General features: G+C 54.1%; 18 protein-coding genes and 8 tRNA genes. All 26 read right to left on the bottom strand.

All coding sequences use genetic code 11. The annotated features are described in order from the left end of the window. Positions 1-74: 74 nt before the first annotated feature. On the bottom strand, positions 75-1,811 hold the full coding sequence (locus tag BBD41_RS13495; protein WP_397311342.1) for a tetratricopeptide repeat protein: 1,737 nt from the start codon (positions 1,809-1,811) through the stop codon (positions 75-77). A gap of 90 nt (positions 1,812-1,901) precedes the next feature. After that, positions 1,902-2,852 (bottom strand): ribose-phosphate diphosphokinase, encoded by a 951-nt coding sequence (locus tag BBD41_RS13500; protein WP_077570559.1) that lies wholly within the window; start codon positions 2,850-2,852, stop codon positions 1,902-1,904. Between the two features lie 176 nt (positions 2,853-3,028). Further along, entirely contained in the window at positions 3,029-3,883 is an 855-nt protein-coding gene (hisJ, locus tag BBD41_RS13505) for a histidinol-phosphatase HisJ (protein WP_099477895.1), read from the bottom strand. A 12-nt stretch (positions 3,884-3,895) separates the two neighbouring features. After that, positions 3,896-4,594 carry a bifunctional phosphoribosyl-AMP cyclohydrolase/phosphoribosyl-ATP diphosphatase HisIE gene (gene hisIE, locus BBD41_RS13510; protein WP_099477896.1) on the bottom strand — a complete coding sequence of 233 codons (699 nt, stop codon included), beginning with the start codon at positions 4,592-4,594 and terminating at the stop codon, positions 3,896-3,898. After that, positions 4,591-5,349, bottom strand: a complete 759-nt coding sequence (gene hisF, locus BBD41_RS13515) for an imidazole glycerol phosphate synthase subunit HisF (RefSeq protein WP_099477897.1) — start codon at positions 5,347-5,349, stop codon at positions 4,591-4,593. Before hisF ends, hisIE begins: the two co-directional genes overlap by 4 nt. 148 nt (positions 5,350-5,497) lie before the next feature. Next, complete coding sequence (hisA, locus tag BBD41_RS13520; RefSeq protein WP_206098305.1) at positions 5,498-6,229, bottom strand: 1-(5-phosphoribosyl)-5-[(5-phosphoribosylamino)methylideneamino]imidazole-4-carboxamide isomerase; 732 nt, start codon at positions 6,227-6,229, stop codon at positions 5,498-5,500. A 24-nt stretch (positions 6,230-6,253) separates the two neighbouring features. After that, complete coding sequence (hisH, locus tag BBD41_RS13525; protein ID WP_077570569.1) at positions 6,254-6,862, bottom strand: imidazole glycerol phosphate synthase subunit HisH; 609 nt, start codon at positions 6,860-6,862, stop codon at positions 6,254-6,256. Positions 6,863-6,867: 5 nt separating this feature from the next. After that, positions 6,868-7,473 (bottom strand): imidazoleglycerol-phosphate dehydratase HisB, encoded by a 606-nt coding sequence (gene hisB / locus BBD41_RS13530; protein ID WP_099477899.1) that lies wholly within the window; start codon positions 7,471-7,473, stop codon positions 6,868-6,870. 73 nt (positions 7,474-7,546) lie between these two features. Next, positions 7,547-8,830, bottom strand: a complete 1,284-nt coding sequence (gene hisD / locus BBD41_RS13535) for a histidinol dehydrogenase (protein WP_077570748.1) — start codon at positions 8,828-8,830, stop codon at positions 7,547-7,549. 118 nt (positions 8,831-8,948) lie between these two features. Next, positions 8,949-9,590, bottom strand: coding sequence for an ATP phosphoribosyltransferase (gene hisG / locus BBD41_RS13540; protein WP_077570572.1), 642 nt, complete (start codon positions 9,588-9,590; stop codon positions 8,949-8,951). Positions 9,591-9,654: 64 nt separating this feature from the next. Continuing rightward, positions 9,655-10,851: an ATP phosphoribosyltransferase regulatory subunit gene (locus BBD41_RS13545; protein ID WP_099477900.1), complete on the bottom strand. Its 1,197-nt coding sequence runs from the start codon at positions 10,849-10,851 to the stop codon at positions 9,655-9,657. Positions 10,852-11,095: 244 nt separating this feature from the next. Further along, entirely contained in the window at positions 11,096-12,319 is a 1,224-nt protein-coding gene (locus BBD41_RS13550) for an acyltransferase (protein ID WP_099477901.1), read from the bottom strand. A 179-nt stretch (positions 12,320-12,498) separates the two neighbouring features. Further along, the gene (locus BBD41_RS13555; RefSeq protein ID WP_099477902.1) at positions 12,499-13,005 is read right to left on the bottom strand and encodes an acyltransferase; all 507 of its coding nucleotides are present in this window, start codon (positions 13,003-13,005) and stop codon (positions 12,499-12,501) included. A gap of 14 nt (positions 13,006-13,019) precedes the next feature. Beyond that, positions 13,020-13,667, bottom strand: coding sequence for a pyrophosphatase PpaX (gene ppaX, locus BBD41_RS13560; protein WP_099477903.1), 648 nt, complete (start codon positions 13,665-13,667; stop codon positions 13,020-13,022). Positions 13,668-13,671: 4 nt separating this feature from the next. Further along, the gene (lgt, locus tag BBD41_RS13565; protein WP_099477904.1) at positions 13,672-14,826 is read right to left on the bottom strand and encodes a prolipoprotein diacylglyceryl transferase; all 1,155 of its coding nucleotides are present in this window, start codon (positions 14,824-14,826) and stop codon (positions 13,672-13,674) included. Between the two features lie 19 nt (positions 14,827-14,845). After that, positions 14,846-15,784, bottom strand: coding sequence for an HPr(Ser) kinase/phosphatase (gene hprK, locus BBD41_RS13570; protein WP_007132961.1), 939 nt, complete (start codon positions 15,782-15,784; stop codon positions 14,846-14,848). A gap of 630 nt (positions 15,785-16,414) precedes the next feature. Next, positions 16,415-17,539: an ABC transporter ATP-binding protein gene (locus BBD41_RS13580; RefSeq protein WP_077570584.1), complete on the bottom strand. Its 1,125-nt coding sequence runs from the start codon at positions 17,537-17,539 to the stop codon at positions 16,415-16,417. Between the two features lie 104 nt (positions 17,540-17,643). Then, on the bottom strand, positions 17,644-18,873 hold the full coding sequence (locus BBD41_RS13585) for a PucR family transcriptional regulator (RefSeq protein ID WP_099477906.1): 1,230 nt from the start codon (positions 18,871-18,873) through the stop codon (positions 17,644-17,646). Between the two features lie 261 nt (positions 18,874-19,134). Next, a tRNA-Lys gene (locus tag BBD41_RS13590) sits at positions 19,135-19,207 on the bottom strand. A 7-nt stretch (positions 19,208-19,214) separates the two neighbouring features. Continuing rightward, positions 19,215-19,300, bottom strand: a tRNA-Tyr gene (locus BBD41_RS13595). Between the two features lie 12 nt (positions 19,301-19,312). Further along, a tRNA-Phe gene (locus BBD41_RS13600) sits at positions 19,313-19,385 on the bottom strand. Positions 19,386-19,476: 91 nt separating this feature from the next. Then, positions 19,477-19,553: transfer RNA gene (locus tag BBD41_RS13605), tRNA-Asp, on the bottom strand. Positions 19,554-19,563: 10 nt separating this feature from the next. Continuing rightward, positions 19,564-19,639: transfer RNA gene (locus BBD41_RS13610), tRNA-Thr, on the bottom strand. Positions 19,640-19,666: 27 nt separating this feature from the next. Continuing rightward, a tRNA-Val gene (locus BBD41_RS13615) sits at positions 19,667-19,742 on the bottom strand. A gap of 9 nt (positions 19,743-19,751) precedes the next feature. After that, a tRNA-Met gene (locus BBD41_RS13620) sits at positions 19,752-19,828 on the bottom strand. A gap of 33 nt (positions 19,829-19,861) precedes the next feature. Next, positions 19,862-19,953, bottom strand: a tRNA-Ser gene (locus BBD41_RS13625). Positions 19,954-20,053: the final 100 nt, after the last annotated feature.

Raw genomic sequence — 20,053 nt, forward strand, 5'->3', positions numbered from 1 at the left:
GACTTAACCGCGATTCCATGATGGAGCAGGGAATGCTTGCCTGTCCTCTGATCCATTCATTCACTAACCCATGCTTAAATATTCTCCGTAAATGGGCGAAAATTATGATCTGATTGCGCCTCATCCCCGAAAACGCTGTTGATTTGACGCGCATAGCGGCTGACCGTCGATGGCGATATTCCGTAACGGACGGCAACCTCCTCGTACGTCAGGTTGCGTCCGCGCTTCTTGGCGGTCCAATATTCTAGCGCCGCTGCCCAGCCCTCTACATTCCGGATGTTCGGGATGTCCGGATACAGGCGGCTGAGGAAGCCGGTCCAGAGATTCTCCATCTCTTTCTTCCAGAAGGCGTCGGACCGCATGTCCATCGCCTGCTCGGCTCTCTCCAGAACGGCCTTCCAGGAAGGCAGCCAATCAGGCAGCACCTCCCGGGTTTTGACCGGTGCGGCATCGCGTTCCTCCCTGCGGTCCGCAATCCGGCTGCTTGCCGACTCCATATGCTGCAGCACAAGGCGGGCCGCCGTCTTCAGCTCCGCGTTCTCCCCCGGCTCCTGAAGGAACGACTGCAGCGCATGCTGCACCTCTTCATCGGCGATCAGCTCGAGCGTACGAATAACCTGCAGCTTCGTCTGCGGATCGCCATGCCGGAGTGCCCAGAAGAACGAAGAACGGATCAGCGGATTCTGCTTCGCTTCCTCGGTCAATTGTTCTCCGTCCTGCGCCCACTGTCTGAACTGCTCCTCAAACGGCAAATGATAGTGATAGCTGACCTTCATTTGATCGGTGCCCGTCTCCTTGCGTTTCTGAAGCTGAGCCAGGTAGAAATCGGGAATGACCGACTCGGGATCCAGCTTCGCGGCATGGCGCCAATATTGCTCCGCCTTCTCGTAAAGGCCGATATTGCAGGCAGCCACGGCGGTATAATGATACAAGCTCGGATCGGAATTGAATTCCTCGTGCTTCAGCAGCCGCCGGAAATGGCCGTACGCCACCTCATGCTGTCCAAGGATGCCCATCGTCGTTGCCAGCTTGAATACATGCTCCAGATGAAACGGCACCGTGATGCGCAGCATGTCCATCAGACGATCGCGCTGCTCCACGTCTCCCTCATGCTGATAGAAGATCGCCAGGTTGCATAGGCCGTGCAGATTGCCCGGCTCCTGATCCAGCACCTCGCCGATCGTCCGTTTCGCCGAATCGAATCGTCCCATATAATAATAGGCAAGCGCCAGGTTGTTACGCGCTGCAAGGAAATCCGGATGCTCCTTCACAATCTCCTCCAGCTGCTTCACCGCCTGCGCGAATTTTCCCTCTTCCAGCAAAGCGCGGGCATGCTCGTGCTCAACGACGCCTTCCCGGCTCTTGATGCGGTTGAGCTTGGCAGGACGATTGAGCTCATACTGCAGCAGCTCCATCATCTCCTCCGCCTCATCCAGAAACTGCCCGCTCGGATCCTCTTCCAGATAAGTGACCAGCGCTTCCTCCGCTTTCTCAAACTGCTCCATATTGGCATAGTTGTTGGCCATATAGAAATAGCATTCCGTCATCGACGGGTCGACCTGCTCCAAAACGTGGGCGAGCACCTCGTTCGAAGCTTGATAATCTCCCGTCTCTGATAATATACCCGCCATATTGCAATGATTCACCGGATTATCCGGTTCATATTCAACGGCTTTGCGAAAATATTTAAGCGCCTTGTCATATTGGTAACGATCCAGCGAGCGAACCGCCCGATCGAAGAAAAAGTTCGCATTCATTTCGATAGATATAATGTTGTGAGGGTCACTCGACCCGTATGGATTTCCATTCACGAAAAGCAAGGCACCTCCTTTTAACTTGCTCCTCTATCCAGAACAGTATAACACAAGTTACAACATCATTTGCAGAAAAAAGACACCAGCTTACACACCGGCGTCTTTGAACAAAGTGGCGATGGATCCGCCCTCAAGTATAATTTGGGTAGCCTGCGCCAGCATCGGCGCAACCGACAGTACTTTCAGCCGCATCCGGCAGTGATGCTCCGGCAGCACGATCGAATCCGTTACGACAATTTCTGCAATATGGGCATGATCCAGCCGGTCCAGCGCTTCGCCGGAGAACAGGCCGTGCGTGGCGCAGACGATCGCATCCTTCGCCCCGCGCTCCTTTAACCCCTCCACGACCTGGACGATGGTGGTGCCGGTGTCGATCAGATCCTCGATGATGATAGGCGTGCGGCCGGCCACATCGCCGATCACGTGCGTTATGACCGATTCGTTATGGGCCGGACGCTGTTTGATCATGATGGCGAATGGGGATCCCAGCCTGCTGGCCAGCTTCTCCGCCGTTTTCGCCCGGCCTGCGTCCGGGGACACGATAACCGGCTGCTCGATGTTCTTCGTCCTCAAATACTCCGTAATGAGATCGAGCGCGGTCAAATGATCCACCGGAATATTGAAGAAGCCTTGAATGGCCGGCGCATGCAGATCGATGGTAATTACCCGGTTCGCACCGGCCGTCGTCAGCACATCAGCCACCATCTTAGCGGAGATCGGCTCACGCGGAGCCGACTTGCGCTCCTGTCTCGCATACCCGTAGTAAGGCACGATAATATTGATGGTTCTTGCCGAAGCCCGCTTGGCCGCATCGATCATGACCAGCAGCTCAACGAACATCTCATTGATAGGCTGGGAAAAAGACTGCAGGAGAAACACATCGCAATTGCGGATGCTCTCCTCATAGTGAACATAGATTTCGCCGCTCTGGAAGCGGGAAATTTTAATCTTGCCCAGCTCCACGCCCAGCTGCCGGCTGATGCTTTCGGCAAGCTGCGGATTGGACGTTCCGGCGAACAATCGAAGGGTACGATACATGGGGACCTCCTGACACATTAAATGGTTTAGGCGCATGCTGCACACCCGTCGATTAGGAAAGCGCTGTCGCGAAATCAGGCTGCCCCCCTCCCCGCAAGGCCCGCACCCTGCGAGCATCGGGGGAGGAGAACAGCCGTCCGTACGAGCATGTCCCGATCAATATCTATATAGCTTTATTATACATCGTTTTCTTCATCATTCAAAAATTGACCATCCAAAGGCACCATCTCCCGCTTCCGCCCGCGGAAGGTCGCGATGTGCCGTACCCCCAGATCAGCCAGCAGCGCCCGCGCTTTATCCAGATGCTCCCCGAGCTTCCCGGGCTGGTGCGCATCCGAACCCAGCGTCAGCGGAATGCCAAGCGCAATCGCTTCCTCCAGCATACGGCGGCTCGGAAACATCTCCTCGCAGGCCTTGGATAAGCCGGATGCGTTCAGCTCCATCGCCTTGCCGCTTTTGGCGACGGCTGCAAGCGCCGCATTTTCCAGAGCGATCACCTCGCCTTCCTGCTCTTTGCCCGGTCCGTAGCCGAACCGTTTGATTACATCCAGATGGCCCATAATATCATAGAATCCGGTCGCCGCGGCCTTCTGCACCGCATCGTAATATTGGCGGTACACCTCGAGCGGGTCCTTCCCTTCCCAGCCATGGGTCTGGCGATAGTCCGTAATGTCCCATTCGCCCAAGAAGTGAACCGAACCGATGACATAATCCCAAGGATACTCGGCGATGATTCGTCCGATCTGCTCCTCATAACCTTCGATATAGTCCCCTTCCAGCCCGACGCGGATATCGATTTGCCCTTTGTAACGTTCCTTCAGGAGGAGGCATTCCTCCACGTACCGGGGCAGCTCTTCCATGGGCATCGCCATTTCGGGATAATAGGAAGCAGGGTCAACGTGAATGAGCGGCATATGATCCGATAAGCCAAGCTGATCGTAGCCAAGCTCAATCGCACGCTGCACATATTCTTCGAGTCGTCCCTCCGCATGTCCGCAGCGGACATGGTGCGTATGATAATCGATATGCATAGATACTCCCCCCTAATCGCGGCGCGGACGTTCGTGACGGCGGCTCAGCTCGGCCATGATCTCATCAAGCGGAAGCTTCCGCTCCTGCAGAAGAACCAACAGGTGGTAGATGAGATCGCTGATCTCCAGCTTCAGCTCGGCGTTATCCTTATTTTTGGCAGCGATGATCGTTTCGGAAGCTTCCTCGCCGACCTTCTTCAGGATTTTGTCGACGCCTTTATCGAACAGATAGGTCGTATAGGCGCCCTCGGGCCGTTCCTTCTCACGCTGCGCGATGACTTCCTCCAGCTCGGCTAGCACGGCAAACCGGTCACTAGCGGCTGCCTGCCTGTCAGCATGGCCTTGTGTCGTATCTCCGGCCTTTATCTCCCGATAGAAGCAGCTCGTTTCCCCGGTATGACAGGCGGGCCCTTTCGGTTCCACCTGCACCAGCAGCGTGTCCCCGTCGCAATCATAGGCTATCGAGACCACCGTTTGAGTATTGCCCGAAGTGGCGCCTTTATGCCATAGTTCCCCGCGGGAACGGCTCCAGAACCAGGTTTCGCCGCTCTCCAGCGTCCGCTTGAGCGATTCCCGGTTCATATAAGCCATCATCAGCACCTGCTTGCTGCTTGCATCCTGCACGATCGCCGGCACCAAGCCGGTTGCATCCCAGCGAATATATTCGCTTGCTTGCTCCAGGATCAGATCCTTTCCTATATCCTCGCTCACCGTACATTCACTCCTTTTACTCTAAGCTGCCCTTTCAAATCGGGAATGGAAATTTCTTTATAGTGAAAAATGGTTGCCGCCAAGCCGGCATCGGCTTTGCCCTTCGTAAACACATCGAAGAAATGCTCCTCGTCTCCGGCACCGCCGGAGGCGATCACCGGGATCCGAACAGCCGATGACACGGCGGAGGTTAAGGCCAGATCGAAGCCGTCCTTCGTTCCGTCCGCGTCCATGCTGGTCAGCAAAATTTCGCCTGCCCCCAAGGATTCCGCCCGCTTCACCCAATCCAGCGCCTTGATGCCGGTTGGCGTTCGGCCGCCGTGCGTGTAGACCTCCCATTCGTCCCAGTCCTCGTTGTACTTGGCGTCCACCGCCACCACGATGCACTGGGAGCCGAATTTGCGCGCGCCTGCCGAGATCAGCTCCGGCTGCTTGACCGCCGCCGTGTTAATCCCGATTTTGTCCGCACCTGCGCGAAGGATCCGCTTCATATCATCGACGGAGGAGATGCCGCCGCCAACCGTGAACGGAATCGCAATTTCCCCGGCCGTCCGCCGCACGACCTCTTCCATCGTCGCCCGTCCTTCCACCGAGGCCGAAATGTCCAGAAACACCAGCTCATCCGCACCTTCACGGTCATACAGCGCCGCGAGCTCTACCGGATCCCCCGCATCGCGGAGATTTACAAAGTTAACGCCTTTAACTACCCGCCCGTCCTTTACGTCCAGGCAAGGGATAATCCGTTTTGCCAGCATGGTTTCGTCTCCTCCCCCTGTTAACCAACCTATGATCAATTCGTGGCCGTTCAAATCCGATGAACCGATCACGCATCAGGACCATTGGCTTTTGTACCTTTTAGCAAAATGCACCGAATCCTCCCTGCATCATCCATGCAGGGCGGCATTACCCGATCGACGAAGCCGCCTCGGCCAGGTCAATATGGCCCGTATACAGCGCTTTGCCGACAATGGCTCCGCCAACGCCGTCTTCCCGGTGGGCGCTTAACGCCAGCAAATCCTCAAGCCGGGTTACGCCTCCCGAGGCAATGACCGAACGGCCGCTTGCTTTAGCCAGCGCTACAATGGCCTCCACGTTCGGGCCCTGCATCATCCCGTCGCGGGAAATATCCGTGAAGATGAATGTCTCGGCGCCTTTGGCTGCAAGCTCCTTCGCTAATACTTCGGCCTGCACCTCGGAGGTTTCGAGCCAGCCCCGTGTTGCGACATATCCGTTCCGGGCGTCGATTCCGATCGCGACCTTGTCGCCATACCGGCCGAGCACCTCCTCCGTGAAGACACGGTCTTCGATCGCTGCCGTACCGATGATCACCCGGCTGACGCCGAGTCCCAGCAGCCGCTCCACATCGGCCAAGGTTCTAAGACCGCCGCCGACCTGGACCGGCACATTGACGCTCGACGCAATGCTCCCGATAATTTCATCATTGACCGGATGGCCGGCTTTGGCTCCGTCCAAATCGACCAGATGGATGAACGATCCGCCCTGCGACTCCCAAGACTTGGCCACTTCCAGCGGATTGTCGTTGTACACCGTTTCCTGGTTGTAATCACCCTGTACAAGTCTAACGCATTTTCCGCCGCGAATATCGATGGCCGGATATATGATAAAAGAGGACATCACCATACCCACTTTCCATTCAATTTAGGTTAAAGCTAAGAAATTCCGGAGCAGGCTCATGCCGAGCTCCCCGCTCTTCTCCGGATGAAACTGCATGCCGTACACGGAGCCCCGGCCGACAATCGCCGTTACCGGCTGACCGTAATCGGTCACCGCCAGCAGATCCTCCTGCGCCTCAGGGAGGACATGGTAAGAGTGAACAAAATACACATGCCCTTCCTCAAGCCCGGCCAGCAGCGGATGCTCCGGCTTCTTAAACTGCAGCGCATTCCAGCCCATATGCGGCACTTTATAATCGCCGCCGGCAAACCGGACAACCGAGCCGGGCAGCATATCAAGCCCTTCATGGTTCCCATGCTCCTCGCTCCGGCTGAACAGAAGCTGCATGCCGAGACAAATGCCAAGCAGCGGCTTGCCGACAGCGGCAGCTTCCTTCATGACGGCATCCAGTCCGGTCTGCCGCAGCTGCTCCATCGCATCTCCGAACGCGCCGACACCCGGGAGAATCACGCCATCCGCCGACAGAAGCTCCTCACGATCCCCTGTGACAAGCGGCTCGTAGCCGAGCCGCTCCACTGCCTTGCTGACGCTGTGCAAATTGCCCATGCCATAATCGACGATTGCAATTGCCATAGAGGTTAGAGCACTCCCTTCGTGGATGGCACGCCCGTCACCCGCGGGTCGATGCTGGTCGCTTCGTCCAAGGCTCGGGCGAGCGCTTTAAACACCGCTTCGATCATATGATGGGTATTGCGTCCGTAATGAACGATGACATGCAGCGTAATCCGCGCCTCAAGCGCCAGCTTCCAGAGAAACTCGTGCACCAGCTCGGTGTCGAACGATCCTACCTGCCCGGATGGGAATTCGGCCCGGTATTCGAAGTGCGGGCGGTTGCTGATATCAACGACCACCTGTGCCAGCGCCTCATCCATCGGCACGAATACGCTCGCGTATCGTTTAATGCCCCGCTTGTCCCCGAGCGCTTCCCGCAAGGTCTGTCCAAGACAGATGCCGATATCCTCAACCGTGTGGTGATCATCAATTTCGATGTCGCCCTTTGCCTTTACGCTTAAATCGAAATGGCCATGCTTCGCAAACAAATCCAGCATATGGTTAAGGAAGGGAACATCCGTCTCCAGCTCGGAAACCCCGGTTCCGTCTACGTTCAGCTTTAAGGTAATGTCCGTTTCATTCGTTGTTCGGCTCACACTGGCGATGCGGCCTGCCGCTTCAAAACTGCTCACGATGATACCCCCTATATGGTCTTATGTCATGATCGTCATACGGAATAATTAGCATACCGGCTATCCGGTATTATCAGCGTTCCTGCTCGAGCCGGATGGCAATTGCCCTGGCGTGACCCTCCAGCCCCTCGCGCCGTGCCAATTCCATGATCTGCTCGCCGTTGGCAAGGAGCGCCTCCCGGCTGTAATAAATCAGGCTCGACTTCTTAATGAAGTCGTCCAAATCGACCGGGGACGCGAATCTCGCTGTGCCGTTGGTCGGAATAATATGGTTCGGGCCTGCAAAATAATCCCCCACCGGCTCCGAGCTGTACGGGCCGAGGAATATGGCGCCGGCATTCTCGATTCGCCCGGCCAGCGACATCGGCTCCTCGGTGATGATCTCCAAATGCTCCGGTGCCAGGCGATTGATCAGCTCGATCCCCTCAGTCAGGGACTCCGTCACCACGACCGCCCCATAATGGTCGATGGATGCCCTCGCGATATCGCGCCGCGGCAGGAGCTCCAGCTGCCGCTCCACCTCAGCGGCGACCGCCTCGCCAAGCTTGCGGGACGGCGTTACCAGAATCGCCGAGGCCATCTCGTCGTGCTCGGCCTGGGAGAGCAGATCAGCCGCGATATAAGCCGGCTGCGCCGTGTCATCCGCCAGAATGGCAATCTCGCTCGGTCCGGCGAGACTGTCAATGTTGACGGCGCCGTACACTTCACGCTTCGCCAGCGCTACAAATATGTTGCCCGGTCCGCAAATTTTATCAACTCGAGCTATGCTATCGGTGCCGTAGGCCAATGCGGCAATCGCCTGAGCGCCGCCGACACGGTACAATTCCGTAACGCCGGCCTCCGCGGCAGCTACCAGAATGTAAGGGTTGATCCCTTCCTCTCCTCCGGTGGATGGCGGGGTTACCATGACGATTTCGGGAACGCCGGCCACCTGAGCCGGAATGACGTTCATCAGCACCGACGAAGGATATGCCGCCTTGCCTCCGGGTACATATACTCCGACCCGCTTCAAGGGGCGGATAATTTGCCCGAGTATGCTTCCGTCCGGCTGAACGTCCATCCATGAATTCCGCTTCTGCTTCATATGGAAGGCGCGAATATTGTCCGCCGCCGCCCGGATCGCTTCCACGAATGTTGGCTCTACCTTCTGATAGGCAGCCTGCAGCTCTTCGTCCGTAACGCGGAGCTGTCCGGCCGTCAACCGGATCCGGTCCAGCTGCTCGGTATACCGCAGCAGCGCGGTATCGCCTTCGGTCCGCACCGCCTGCACGATCGTTTTGACGGTTTCATTCTGCTCCGGTGTGCCATAGTCATTTTCCCGATTCAATTGAAAGTCGGATGCTGATACTACCTTCACCATGATCTCCCCCTATCCCGCTTGCTTCCTGACGCAAACAACGGATCTCTTATCTTTTCCGTAGTGGTCTTCTTGATCGATTCGTACGCGTTTCTCACTCTATCTACGCCAAGCCGTTTTAGCGGTTAACTTGCCCTTCCGTTATAACCTGCTGCAGCCGGTCGCACAATGCCTGAATTTCATTATTCTTCATTCGGTAGCTGACGCGGTTCGCAATAAGACGGCTCGTAATTTCGAACAGGCTCGTCATTTCAACCAATCCATTCTCCTTAAGCGTCTGCCCGGTCTCCACCATATCCACGATGCGGTCTGCCAGACCGATCAGAGGCGCGAGCTCAATCGAGCCGTTCAGCTTAACAACCTCAACCTGTTGCCCTTGCTCGCGGAAGTACTGGGAGGCCACATTCGGATACTTGGTTGCGACCCGCTGGTGAATGCCGGGCTTCCAGTCCGGCAGCCCGATGATGGACATCCGGCATCTTGCAATGCCTAGATCAAGAAGCTCGTAAACATCCTTGTTCTCCTCCAGCAGCACATCCTTGCCCACGATGCCGATATCGGCTACGCCATACTCGACGTAGGTCGGCACATCGACCGGCTTGGCCAGAATGAATTCCATGCCGGCTTCCGGCAACGGGATGACCAGCTTCCGCGTCTCATCCACATCGAGGGGAATCGGCAGTCCGGCTGAACGGAACAGCGCAGAGGCTTTTTTATATATACGCCCTTTGGGCATCGCTACTTTCAACGTTTCCGTCACGTTCAATCCTCCTGACTTAACCTTGATTGAAGCTCTAAATCTCGCATATTCTACTCCGCCGGGACTACTTTAGTGTAATGATTTCCCGGTAGCCTTTGTTCAGTAAGCTGCTTGCTGCCCCTGATGAGCCTCCGACGTGCTCGGCCTGATCGTTCTCCCGAATCAACGACGTTACTACCGTGAGGCCTTCTGCCCGCAGCTTCGCCGCTTTGGCCAAGCCTTCCTGCCGGCACTCCGCCGTATAGCGGACCAGGATCGGGAGCGGCTCTTCCATCGCTGCGCCTGGAACGCCATCCAGAATCCGATTGGTCTTCAGGGCAAACCCGGTAGCCGGAACATCCCGGCCAAACTGCCTCAGCAGCTTGTCGTAACGGCCTCCGTTTGCCACGGGCGATCCCAGCTCTGCAGCATATCCTTCAAACGTGATCCCTGTGTAATACGAGAAGTCTCCAAGCAGCGTTAAATCGATCATCACATGTCCCGATACTCCGTAAGCCTCCAGCACCTCCCACACATGACCCATGTGCTCAATGGAGGAGCGGGCTAGCGGATTGCTGCTAATCTCCAATGCCTGCTCGGCGATCTCTTTGCCTCCGCGAAGCCGGAGAATGCCTTCCAGCTGCTCCTGCTGCTGTGCTTCCAGCTTCAACCCGGCGATGGTTCCCCTGTAGCCGACGTAGTCGCGATTGAGCAGATCCTGCTTCAGATTTTCCTGATCCTCCATCCGTTCCGGGAGTACCTCCTGCAGCAGACCGTTCAGGAACCCCATATGTCCCATGGCAATTTTAAACCGTTCTACCCCAGCAGCCCGCAATGATTCAATCGCCAGCGCGATAACCTCGGCATCCGCTTCCGGTGAGTCGTCGCCGACAAGCTCAACGCCCGTCTGGTAAAATTCCGCCTCTCTCCCGGCCTCCTCCTCGATTGCCCGAAACACATTCGCATGGTAGGACAGTCGAACCGGAAGCGGCTCATCCTTCAGCAGCGAAGACATAACCCGGGCGATCGGTGCAGTCAGGTCCGACCGCAGCACCATCGTCGTGCCCCGTTTATTGAGCAGCTTGAACAGCTTTTGATCCGACGTGGAGCTAGCCACGCCTACCGTATCGTAATATTCCATCGTCGGCGTCATAATTTGCCGGTATCCCCAGCGATCCATGCAAGCCAGCACCTCACGCTCGATCCGGCGCAGCTTGGCAACCGCATGCGGGAGATAATCCCGGACGCCTGCCGGTTTCTCGAAGCCTTTCGGTTTAGACATGATCCCACCTCAAATTCAGTCCGTTTTGCGATTACTTCAATATGGTAAAGTGTTAACTTGCTAATAAGATAAAGAATATTATTGGCTATATTACCATGAATGTAACCTTATCGTCAATGGAATGCAAACACATTACTCGGGCGCATGATTTTTTTACCCCATATACCCGCAAAAAAACCGTCCGGATTCCCGGACGGTTCGCATGAGTGCAGCATTCTCTATACTTCGCAGTTCAGTATTCGGTTTAGAGATCCACCGATTTTCGGCTGTCACCGGTAACGGTGTCCTTCGGATGGGACGGCGCCGGCGCTTTAGGAGTCCGCTTGAGCGAACGCGGAATGCTTCCGAGCAGCACCCAAGCCCCAGGAATCCACCGCATGAAGGCTTGTACGGCCAGCCCGCTTACGATCAGCGCGGTTACCATTCCGCCATAGACCCAGATCAAATAATCGTCGGTTACCGGGTTCAGCTTCGGATCGAGCTCCCGATAGAGGAACAGCCACAGCGGGTGAACCAGATAGATGGCGAAAGACAGCTCGCCGATTCGTGTTAAGAGCTTCACGAGCCACTTCCAGCCGCCGTGGTACAGCCAGTTGGCCAGCTGCATCAGGACGAGTGCGGAGAAGATGGTATGCAGGTTCCAGAGCAGCTCGTACAGCAGGGAATCATATTTGGCTCCATGCAAGCGTTGATTGTACCAGATCTGCACATGCGTCAGCGCCATGAACAGCCAGCCTCCCCAGAGCACCACCGTTCCGGCTTTCTGCCTTGCACTTTGCTTCCACCACGACAAGGTTAGCCAGTCCTTAAACTTGTCATAATGCATAGCAAGAAATGCACCAAGCATATAATAAGCCAAATAGGAAATGGCCAAGCTTCCTTTGAACTCGTACCGCAGCTCGTATTTATTCCAGATAATAAACGCCCACTGCAGCAGGAATCCGATCGGCACGGCCCACCGGACCAGAAACCGGGATGATTTGAACAGGGCCAGGAAGATCGGAAACAGGATGTAGAACTGTAAGCTGATAAACACAAAGTATAAGTGCGTGTAGTTCTGACCGCGAATCAATCGCTCGAAAAAGACCGGCAGCTGCGCCGACAAATCAAATGACGGGCCCAAGTAGCCGTTTTGATACATCCGGACAAAGAAATACAGGATCGAGAACAAAAGATACGGAAGCAGAATGTACAACAAACGCCGTTTATAGAAGTTCCCGATTAACTCCTTCGTCAACGGCCGGTCCGCATAGTTATAGAACAGAACGAAGCTGCTCAGAAATATAAACGAGGGCGTTCCATATTTAAAGAAGATATTAATGAAGTTAATAATATAATAGAATCTCGAATCAATTGCATCGACCGTGGCAAAGGATGTCGCATGCACGTGCAGCACGCCCAGAATTGCCAACGCGCGGTAAATATCCAACTGCGGCAGCCGCTCCTTCTTGATCAGCGTAGCAGACATGTCGAGCGTCGCCTCCTTATATCCATTTTTTCATACGTTTACGTGAGCCGGCGTTCAGGAACCGACAAAAAAGTCCCTCAAGGCGCATCATACCCAAGGGACTATCGTTCGCTTCTTGACGATCCTCTATCATTCTACAATAAATCCTATCGAATGGGAACCATTCCTGTCGCATTGCCTCATATTGACTCGTTTTCCGCTGCGACCCTTCCCAGCTCCCGCAGCGGGTTTCCCCCTACGAACGCCCCGGGAGCAACATCCTTATGTACAACGGAGCCGGCGGCAACAACCGCGCCGTCCCCGATCGTAACGCCCGGCAGGATCGTCGTGTTGGCACCGACCAGCACATTCTCTCCAATCCGCACCTCGCCAAGACGGTACTCCTTAATCAGGTATTCATGCGCGAGAATCGTTGTGTTGTACCCGATCACCGAATTCTCGCCGATCGTGATTTTCTCGGGAAAGAACACATCCACCATAACCATCAATCCGAAAGCGGTATGCTTGCCGACCGTCATCCCCAGCATACGACGATAGATCCAGTTCTTCATCGGAAGGATCGGGCAATAGCGGGCAAGCTGAATGAAAATGAAGTTTTTGACGCCTTTAAGCGGACTGACCGTACGATAGATCTGCCACAGCGCATTCGGTCCCTCGACCGGGTAACGGGTTAACTTTCTGGCCATACTGCCCCATACTCCTATTCTTTAGGAAGTCCTACGATGTCATACAGATCTCTCATATCCCGAAGGATGAAATCGGGCTTGTACGCCTGGAGCTGCTGTTCCCCCTTAAGCGACCAGGCCACGGCTGCCGCCTTCACACCTGCGGCCTTGGCGGACTGGATGTCCACCGGGCTGTCGCCGATCATGAGGGTCGTCTCCGGATTGGCTCCCAGGCGCTCCACCGCAGTCAGCACGGGCTCCGGATGCGGCTTCGGATGCTGTACATCGTTTACAGTCACGATCGCGGACATATACTGCTCCAAATCATATTTCTCCAGCGTCATCATAGTCGATGGCCGGATCTTCGTCGTAACAACGCCCAGCGCAAGTCCATGCTGATAGAGACGCTCCACCACCTCATTTACGTGGGGAAACGTACGAACCATCTCATCATGATGAAGCGAGTTATAGGAGCGGTACGCTTGAACGAAGGAACTCACATCCTCCGCGCCGGAGAACGCCTGAAGCTGCTGCTCCAGCGTCGTCCCCATATGGGGAATGATTTGCTCCCTCGTCAGGGGACCCGACTCCCGGGACTCGAAGATATGGAGAAAAGACGAAATAATCAATTCATTGGTATCGATAATGGTGCCATCCAAATCAAACAGTACGGTTTCAATCATGCTGCTACTCCTTTTTATCCTCCGTGTCCGGCTTCAAGGCCGGATCCTCTATATACGAATCAGACTCCCCATTGCCCGAAGCGTGCGGGGTTGCGGGGCGATCCTCCTCCTGAATCTTGACGTTAGCGTCTTCCTGCACCTTATCGGCTCGGTTTGCGGACACCGGCTCGGAAGCCTTGGCAGCCGAAACCGGCGTCTTCCCGGCTTGCGGATCGGCTTCAGGTGCCACGGAGACCGCCTTCGTGGAAACAATCGGGTCCAGGTACCGTTCGTTGGCTTTCCCCGTCACCCGCCGCACGATAATGAGCACAATGCCCCCGATCACCAGCAGGATCGACAAGAGCTGCGATATCCGGATGTTGCCGTAAGCCGGGTCCAGATACCCGAGCTCGAAGCCCATCCATCTCATTGGAGCCCACAGCGTATTGTTGATGAAGTCAGCCACGGGTTGTGCTCCCTGGAACGCCAAGCTGTCCGTTCGAACAGCTTCGATAAAGAACCGTCCGATGGAATACCAGATAAAGTAACCGATAAACAGCTCGCCGGCCCGCAGAAACCGAAGTCTCCGTATAATCAGGACCAGGATGATGCCGACAACGTTCCATAACGACTCATACAGGAAGGTCGGGTGATGGAAGACTCCCTGCACATTCATTTGATTGACGATAAAATCCGGCAGGTTCAGCGTGTTGCGCAAAAAGGACTCCTCTACCGGTCCGCCGTACGCTTCCTGGTTCACAAAGTTTCCCCAGCGTCCGATAATTTGACCGGCGAGCAAGGACGGCGCACAGATATCGGCAATCCGCCAGAACGAATAGCCTTTCCTGCGCACATAAATGACAGCGCAAATAACGGCGCCGATCAGCGCACCGTAAATGGCGATCCCGCCATTCCATATTTTGAACACGTCCAGGAAATTATCCTTGTAGTCTTCCCACTTGAAAGCCACATAATAAATACGTGCAGCAATGATTGCGGATGGAACGCCAAGCAGCAGCAGATCCATGAAAAATTCCTGCGGGATACCGAACCGTTTCCCTTCCCGAATGGCCAAGAGCAGCCCGACCAATGCGCCTAAGCCCAGAAGCAGGCCATACCAATGAACACTCAGCGATCCAATGGAGAACGCCACTGGATCGATAAGCAATGTTTGCGTCATAACTTAACCTCCCCTAGTCCTAATCCAAGTCATCCATATCTTCGTTAATCGTTGCTGTTAATTTGTTCGTAAACTGAAGTGCCGCATTGAGTCCCATTTGCTTCAATCGGTAATTCATTGCCGCAACTTCAATAATAACCGCAAGGTTACGCCCAGGACGAACCGGAATGGTCACTAGCGGAATGTCGGTATCAATAATGCGTGTCGTCTCTTCATCCAATCCCAAACGGTCATACTGCTTATCCTGCTGCCAGGCCTCCAAACGAACGACCAGTGTGATTCGTTTGTTGTTCCGGACGGCACCGGCGCCGAACAATGTCATGACGTTGATAATGCCGACCCCGCGGATCTCCAGCAGGTGGCGGATCAGTTCCGGTGCGGTACCATGCAGCTGAAAATCGGAGGTTTGGCGGATCTCCACCGCATCGTCCGCAATTAAGCGGTGTCCCCGCTTCACCAGCTCCAGGGCGGTCTCGCTTTTCCCGATTCCACTGGAGCCCGTGATCAGCATCCCTACCCCGTACACATCGCATAATACGCCGTGAATCGTTGTCGTCGGGGCCAGTCGGCGCTCCAGGAAGCTCGTGAATCGGCTTGTCAAAATGGTAGTCGCCATACTGCTCCGCAGCACCGGCAAGCCCTTCTCCTTGCTGACTTCAACTAATTCTTCCGGCACCTCCAGGGAACGGGTTACAACAATGCAAGGCGTTTCATCCGTGCAGAGGCTGCGCATCCGCTCCTTACGCTCCTCGGGTTTGAGCATACCGAAAAATGCCAGCTCCGTCCGTCCCAGAAGCTGAACGCGCTCACGCGGATGATATTCAAAATAACCGGCCATCTCTAGACCCGGGCGGTTAAGATCATCCGTTGTAATCTGACGTTTCAAGCCCTCCTCGCCCGAAATGACCTCCAGCTGGAATTGTTGGACCAGCTCGGACACTTTTACTTTCTTGGCCATGGTCTTACCCCTCTTCATCCAGTATGTAAACATCCTAACGAAGCCTGCTTTATAGCTGATTCGCCCCGTTATCCATGATTCGTTGCATCGGGTTGCCGCCAGTTTCGAGCGATGCCAAAACTTCATGATTCTCTCATGCGGCCGTTACTGCATAATGCCTCAAGCCTATTCTCAGCAATCATGATGCAGGCCCTGCTTTGTGCTTATCTTATCGAAAAAAACCAAGGATTGCAATTCAGGTTATCGCTCATCAAGCGGTTTAAACACTCATGCTTACCTAAAAATCATAGATCTTCCTCGGACGTTGAAGCCGAAATAAGGAAAACTTTTGTCAACTCGGCCGAGGACGGTATCCGTACCAAGTCCGCTCAGGTACAAGAGCATCTCGTGACCGAGGTTCTCTGTAACCTCAACTTTAGCCGTGTAAATTGTGTTTAAACTCTCCACCCCGTGTTTCAAGGCTGGGCAGCGCTCTTTCTCCATCCGTGATACTTGCCCGTGTCTGGGCCACCTGTAGCTAAGCAGTCCTCGCATAAGCGACTGGACTAATGAATGTAAAGACGGTCATATACCTAAAAAAACCGCCCTTGAGGGGCGGTTTTTCAAGAGTTAGCCGTGCAGTCTTGGGGATTAGTCCTCCACCAATACGTTCAATTCGGACTCTTTATCAAAGATATGAACTTTGTTCATGTCGATAGCCAATTTCACATTGTCGCCTTCGCGCGTTGTGGAACGTCCGTCAACGCGGCCGATGACGGTATCCGTACCAAGTCCGCTCAGGTACAAGAGCATCTCGTGACCGAGGTTCTCTGTAACGTCAACTTTAGCCGTGAAAATTGTGTTCGGGGAAGCTTCCAGGAATACTGGCTCTTCATGGATATCTTCTGGGCGAACACCCATAATCACTTCTTTGCCGATCATCGATTTGTTCTTCAGAAGCTGTGCCTTACCGCCTGGAACCTGTACATTCAGTCCTTCAGCAGTAAAGTATACGCCGCCGTTCTGCTCGGACAGCTTACCGTTGATAAAGTTCATGGTCGGGGAACCGATGAAGCCTGCAACGAACAGGTTTCTTGGGTTGTTGTACAGCTGTTCCGGAGAGTCGGCTTGCTGAATGATACCATCCTGCATAACGACGATACGGTCACCCATCGTCATAGCCTCTGTCTGGTCGTGCGTTACGTAGATACAAGTGGTTTCAAGACGCTTAACCAGCTTTGTAATTTCGGCACGCATCTGACCGCGGAGCTTCGCATCCAAGTTGGAAAGCGGTTCGTCCATCAGGAAGACTTGCGGATCGCGGACGATCGCGCGGCCCAAGGCAACGCGCTGACGCTGACCACCGGAGAGAGCCTTCGGCTTGCGGTCCAGCAAATGCTCGATGTCCAGAATTTTTGCTGCTTCACGTACACGTTTGTCGATTTCGTCTTTCTTCACTTTACGGAGTTTCAGACCGAATGCCATGTTCTGATATACGTTCATATGCGGATACAACGCGTAGGACTGGAATACCATCGCGATGTCGCGGTCTTTAGGAGCCACATCGTTAACGACGCGGTCGCCAATGTAGAGTTTACCTTCGGAAATTTCCTCAAGACCTGCGATCATACGCAGCGTTGTGGACTTACCGCAACCGGATGGACCTACCAATACCAAGAATTCTTTATCTTTAATATCAAGATTCACGTCGATTACCGTTGCTTTATCCGCACCTGGATACTTCTTGTAAATATGCTCTAAGCGTACACCTGCCATGTGCATTTGCCCCCTCTTAGGAAAGTTATGAAATCGAATACAATTTATAATATTATATTACCTGATGGGCACCTGACTTGCTATACACAATCTGCACAAAAAACCTATTTCCTTTTCGTCACTTTATACAATAGCAGTGTTATTTTCACTAATACCGCATCGCTGAAACTTCGAACGTCCAAGCCCGTTTCCTGCTTGATCTTATCCAGGCGGTACAGCAGCGTGTTACGGTGGATATATAGATGCTTAGCCGTTTCGCTCACGTTACAGTCCAGCTCGAAGAAAGACTCCAGTGTCGATAACGTTTCGCTATCCTCGAACAGATCGGTATGGCCGGCCGCATATTCCCGTAAAAATAAATTGCGCTGGTATTCGGGAATACTGTATACCAACCGTTCCAAATGAAGCCCGGTCGATAAGTGAATATGTTCCTTGACCTGAAACGTACGACCGATGGTCATCGTTTCCCTCAGCATGTTCACCGCCTGCGGAAGCGCGTGTAAAGCATTCACGGCCGGTATGGCCGATATATGAAAATCCCCGACCCATTCCGTAGAGATCAGCTCGTATAAACCCATGCAGAATAAGGCCAGCGATTCCTGATCCCCATCAGCCGTAAGCTCTTCTTTATCATCTATAATGCCCACCAGCAGCTGCTGCTGCGCCAGAATGAGCCATTCTTTCTCATGCAGCGGCACAAGCACAATGTCTCCGTCAAAATAGCTCCGCAATAATCGCTGCAGTGCCTTATAGCTTGGTGCAGGAGCGTGCTCGCTTTCATTCAGGAGCAGAAACGGCACCATATCCGCCGACAGGCTTAAACGGATCGGCACCTCCTCCGGCAGCTCGGCAACCTGCTCACCTGCATCCAAGCGTTCCTTCAGCCATGCACCCAGCTGCTGCGCAGAACGCTCCTCCTCGGCTTTAGTGCCGCTCTTCGCATTCAAAGATGAGGCTCCACGAAGTGCCGAGAGCCAGAGTTCAATGAGCCGGATCTCTGAAACGGTTAAATCTCCCTGGGCTGCCGCAATCACGATCCACGGTTTCTGCTGCGTTTGGATCGGAATCCAAATCTCACCGAGTTCCTCGTTCTCATAGGCACCCACTGACGTTGTCGTCCTCGACCGGGCTTGTCCGTCCTGAAATTGAGGACTTTTCGCCTTGGATTGAGTCGACCGCTTGCCTTGTGAGCCGCCAAAACTCACCGCATCATCTTGAGAAGCCGCTAGCGCTCTCGTGAGTTCTCCATATTCTTGCTCATTCAATGTTTTCAATTTCAGGGATATGCCCAGCGACTGCTCCAGCTGCTGAACGATGTGCTCCATCTCCACCATTGATGTCCCCACCACTTTATCGTTTTTTCTTATTTTAGCACACCAACCATCGGGAACGACAATGTCATCCAGGAAGCCTCCACAAATCTTCTTACCGCCTGCCTCTTCCGGCGCGCGGTGTAATGTTGACGGCTGCACGATGACCAGCGTCGACGCTCGGACGGTAAGCTTCCCTTCCCCGTTTAAATCCCCCGATACTCAATTAGAAAAAACAGAAGAACATAACAAAAAAGCCGCCAACCATGTTGACGACTTTTGAGATGAGCCATGAAGGACTCGAACCTTCGACACCCTGATTAAAAGTCAGGTGCTCTACCAACTGAGCTAATGGCTCATAATACTGGTGGAGGATGATGGATTCGAACCACCGAACTCGTACGAGAACAGATTTACAGTCTGCTGCGTTTGGCCACTTCGCTAATCCTCCAAAATATAAAGGTGGCTCGGGACGGAATCGAACCGCCGACACGAGGATTTTCAGTCCTCTGCTCTACCGACTGAGCTACCGAGCCATATGTAATTGGCATAAAAATAAAGTGCGGAGTGTAACACTTCCCACTTTAATCTGTGGAAACCGATTCACTTTTATGCTGGTAAATAAAATGGCGGAACTGACGGGATTCGAACCCGCGATCTCCTGCGTGACAGGCAGGCATGTTAGGCCTCTACACCACAGTTCCGCATTTTAGATGGTGCCGGCGAGAGGACTTGAACCCCCAACCTACTGATTACAAGTCAGTTGCTCTACCAATTGAGCTACACCGGCGCATATAAGGACGCACAAAAATATTCATGGTGGAGGCTGAGGGGATCGAACCCCCGACCCTCTGCTTGTAAGGCAGATGCTCTCCCAGCTGAGCTAAGCCTCCGAATATGTATGGTAGCGGCGGAGGGGATCGAACCCCCGACCTCACGGGTATGAACCGTACGCTCTAGCCAGCTGAGCTACGCCGCCATAACAAATTCTTATGCATTCAAGTTATATCAATGGCGGAGAGAGAGGGATTCGAACCCTCGCACCGCTTACGCAGTCTAACCCCTTAGCAGAGGGTCCCCTTATAGCCACTTGGGTATCTCTCCATCATAACTTATTATGCAGTTTCAGAGATTGAACCCTGAAAACTAGATACGAAACGTCTTTGCGTTGATTAGAATCCGTAGCATTGTCCCTTCAGATCCT

Source organism: Paenibacillus ihbetae, assembly GCF_002741055.1.
Classification (GTDB): domain Bacteria; phylum Bacillota; class Bacilli; order Paenibacillales; family Paenibacillaceae; genus Paenibacillus_AQ; species Paenibacillus_AQ ihbetae.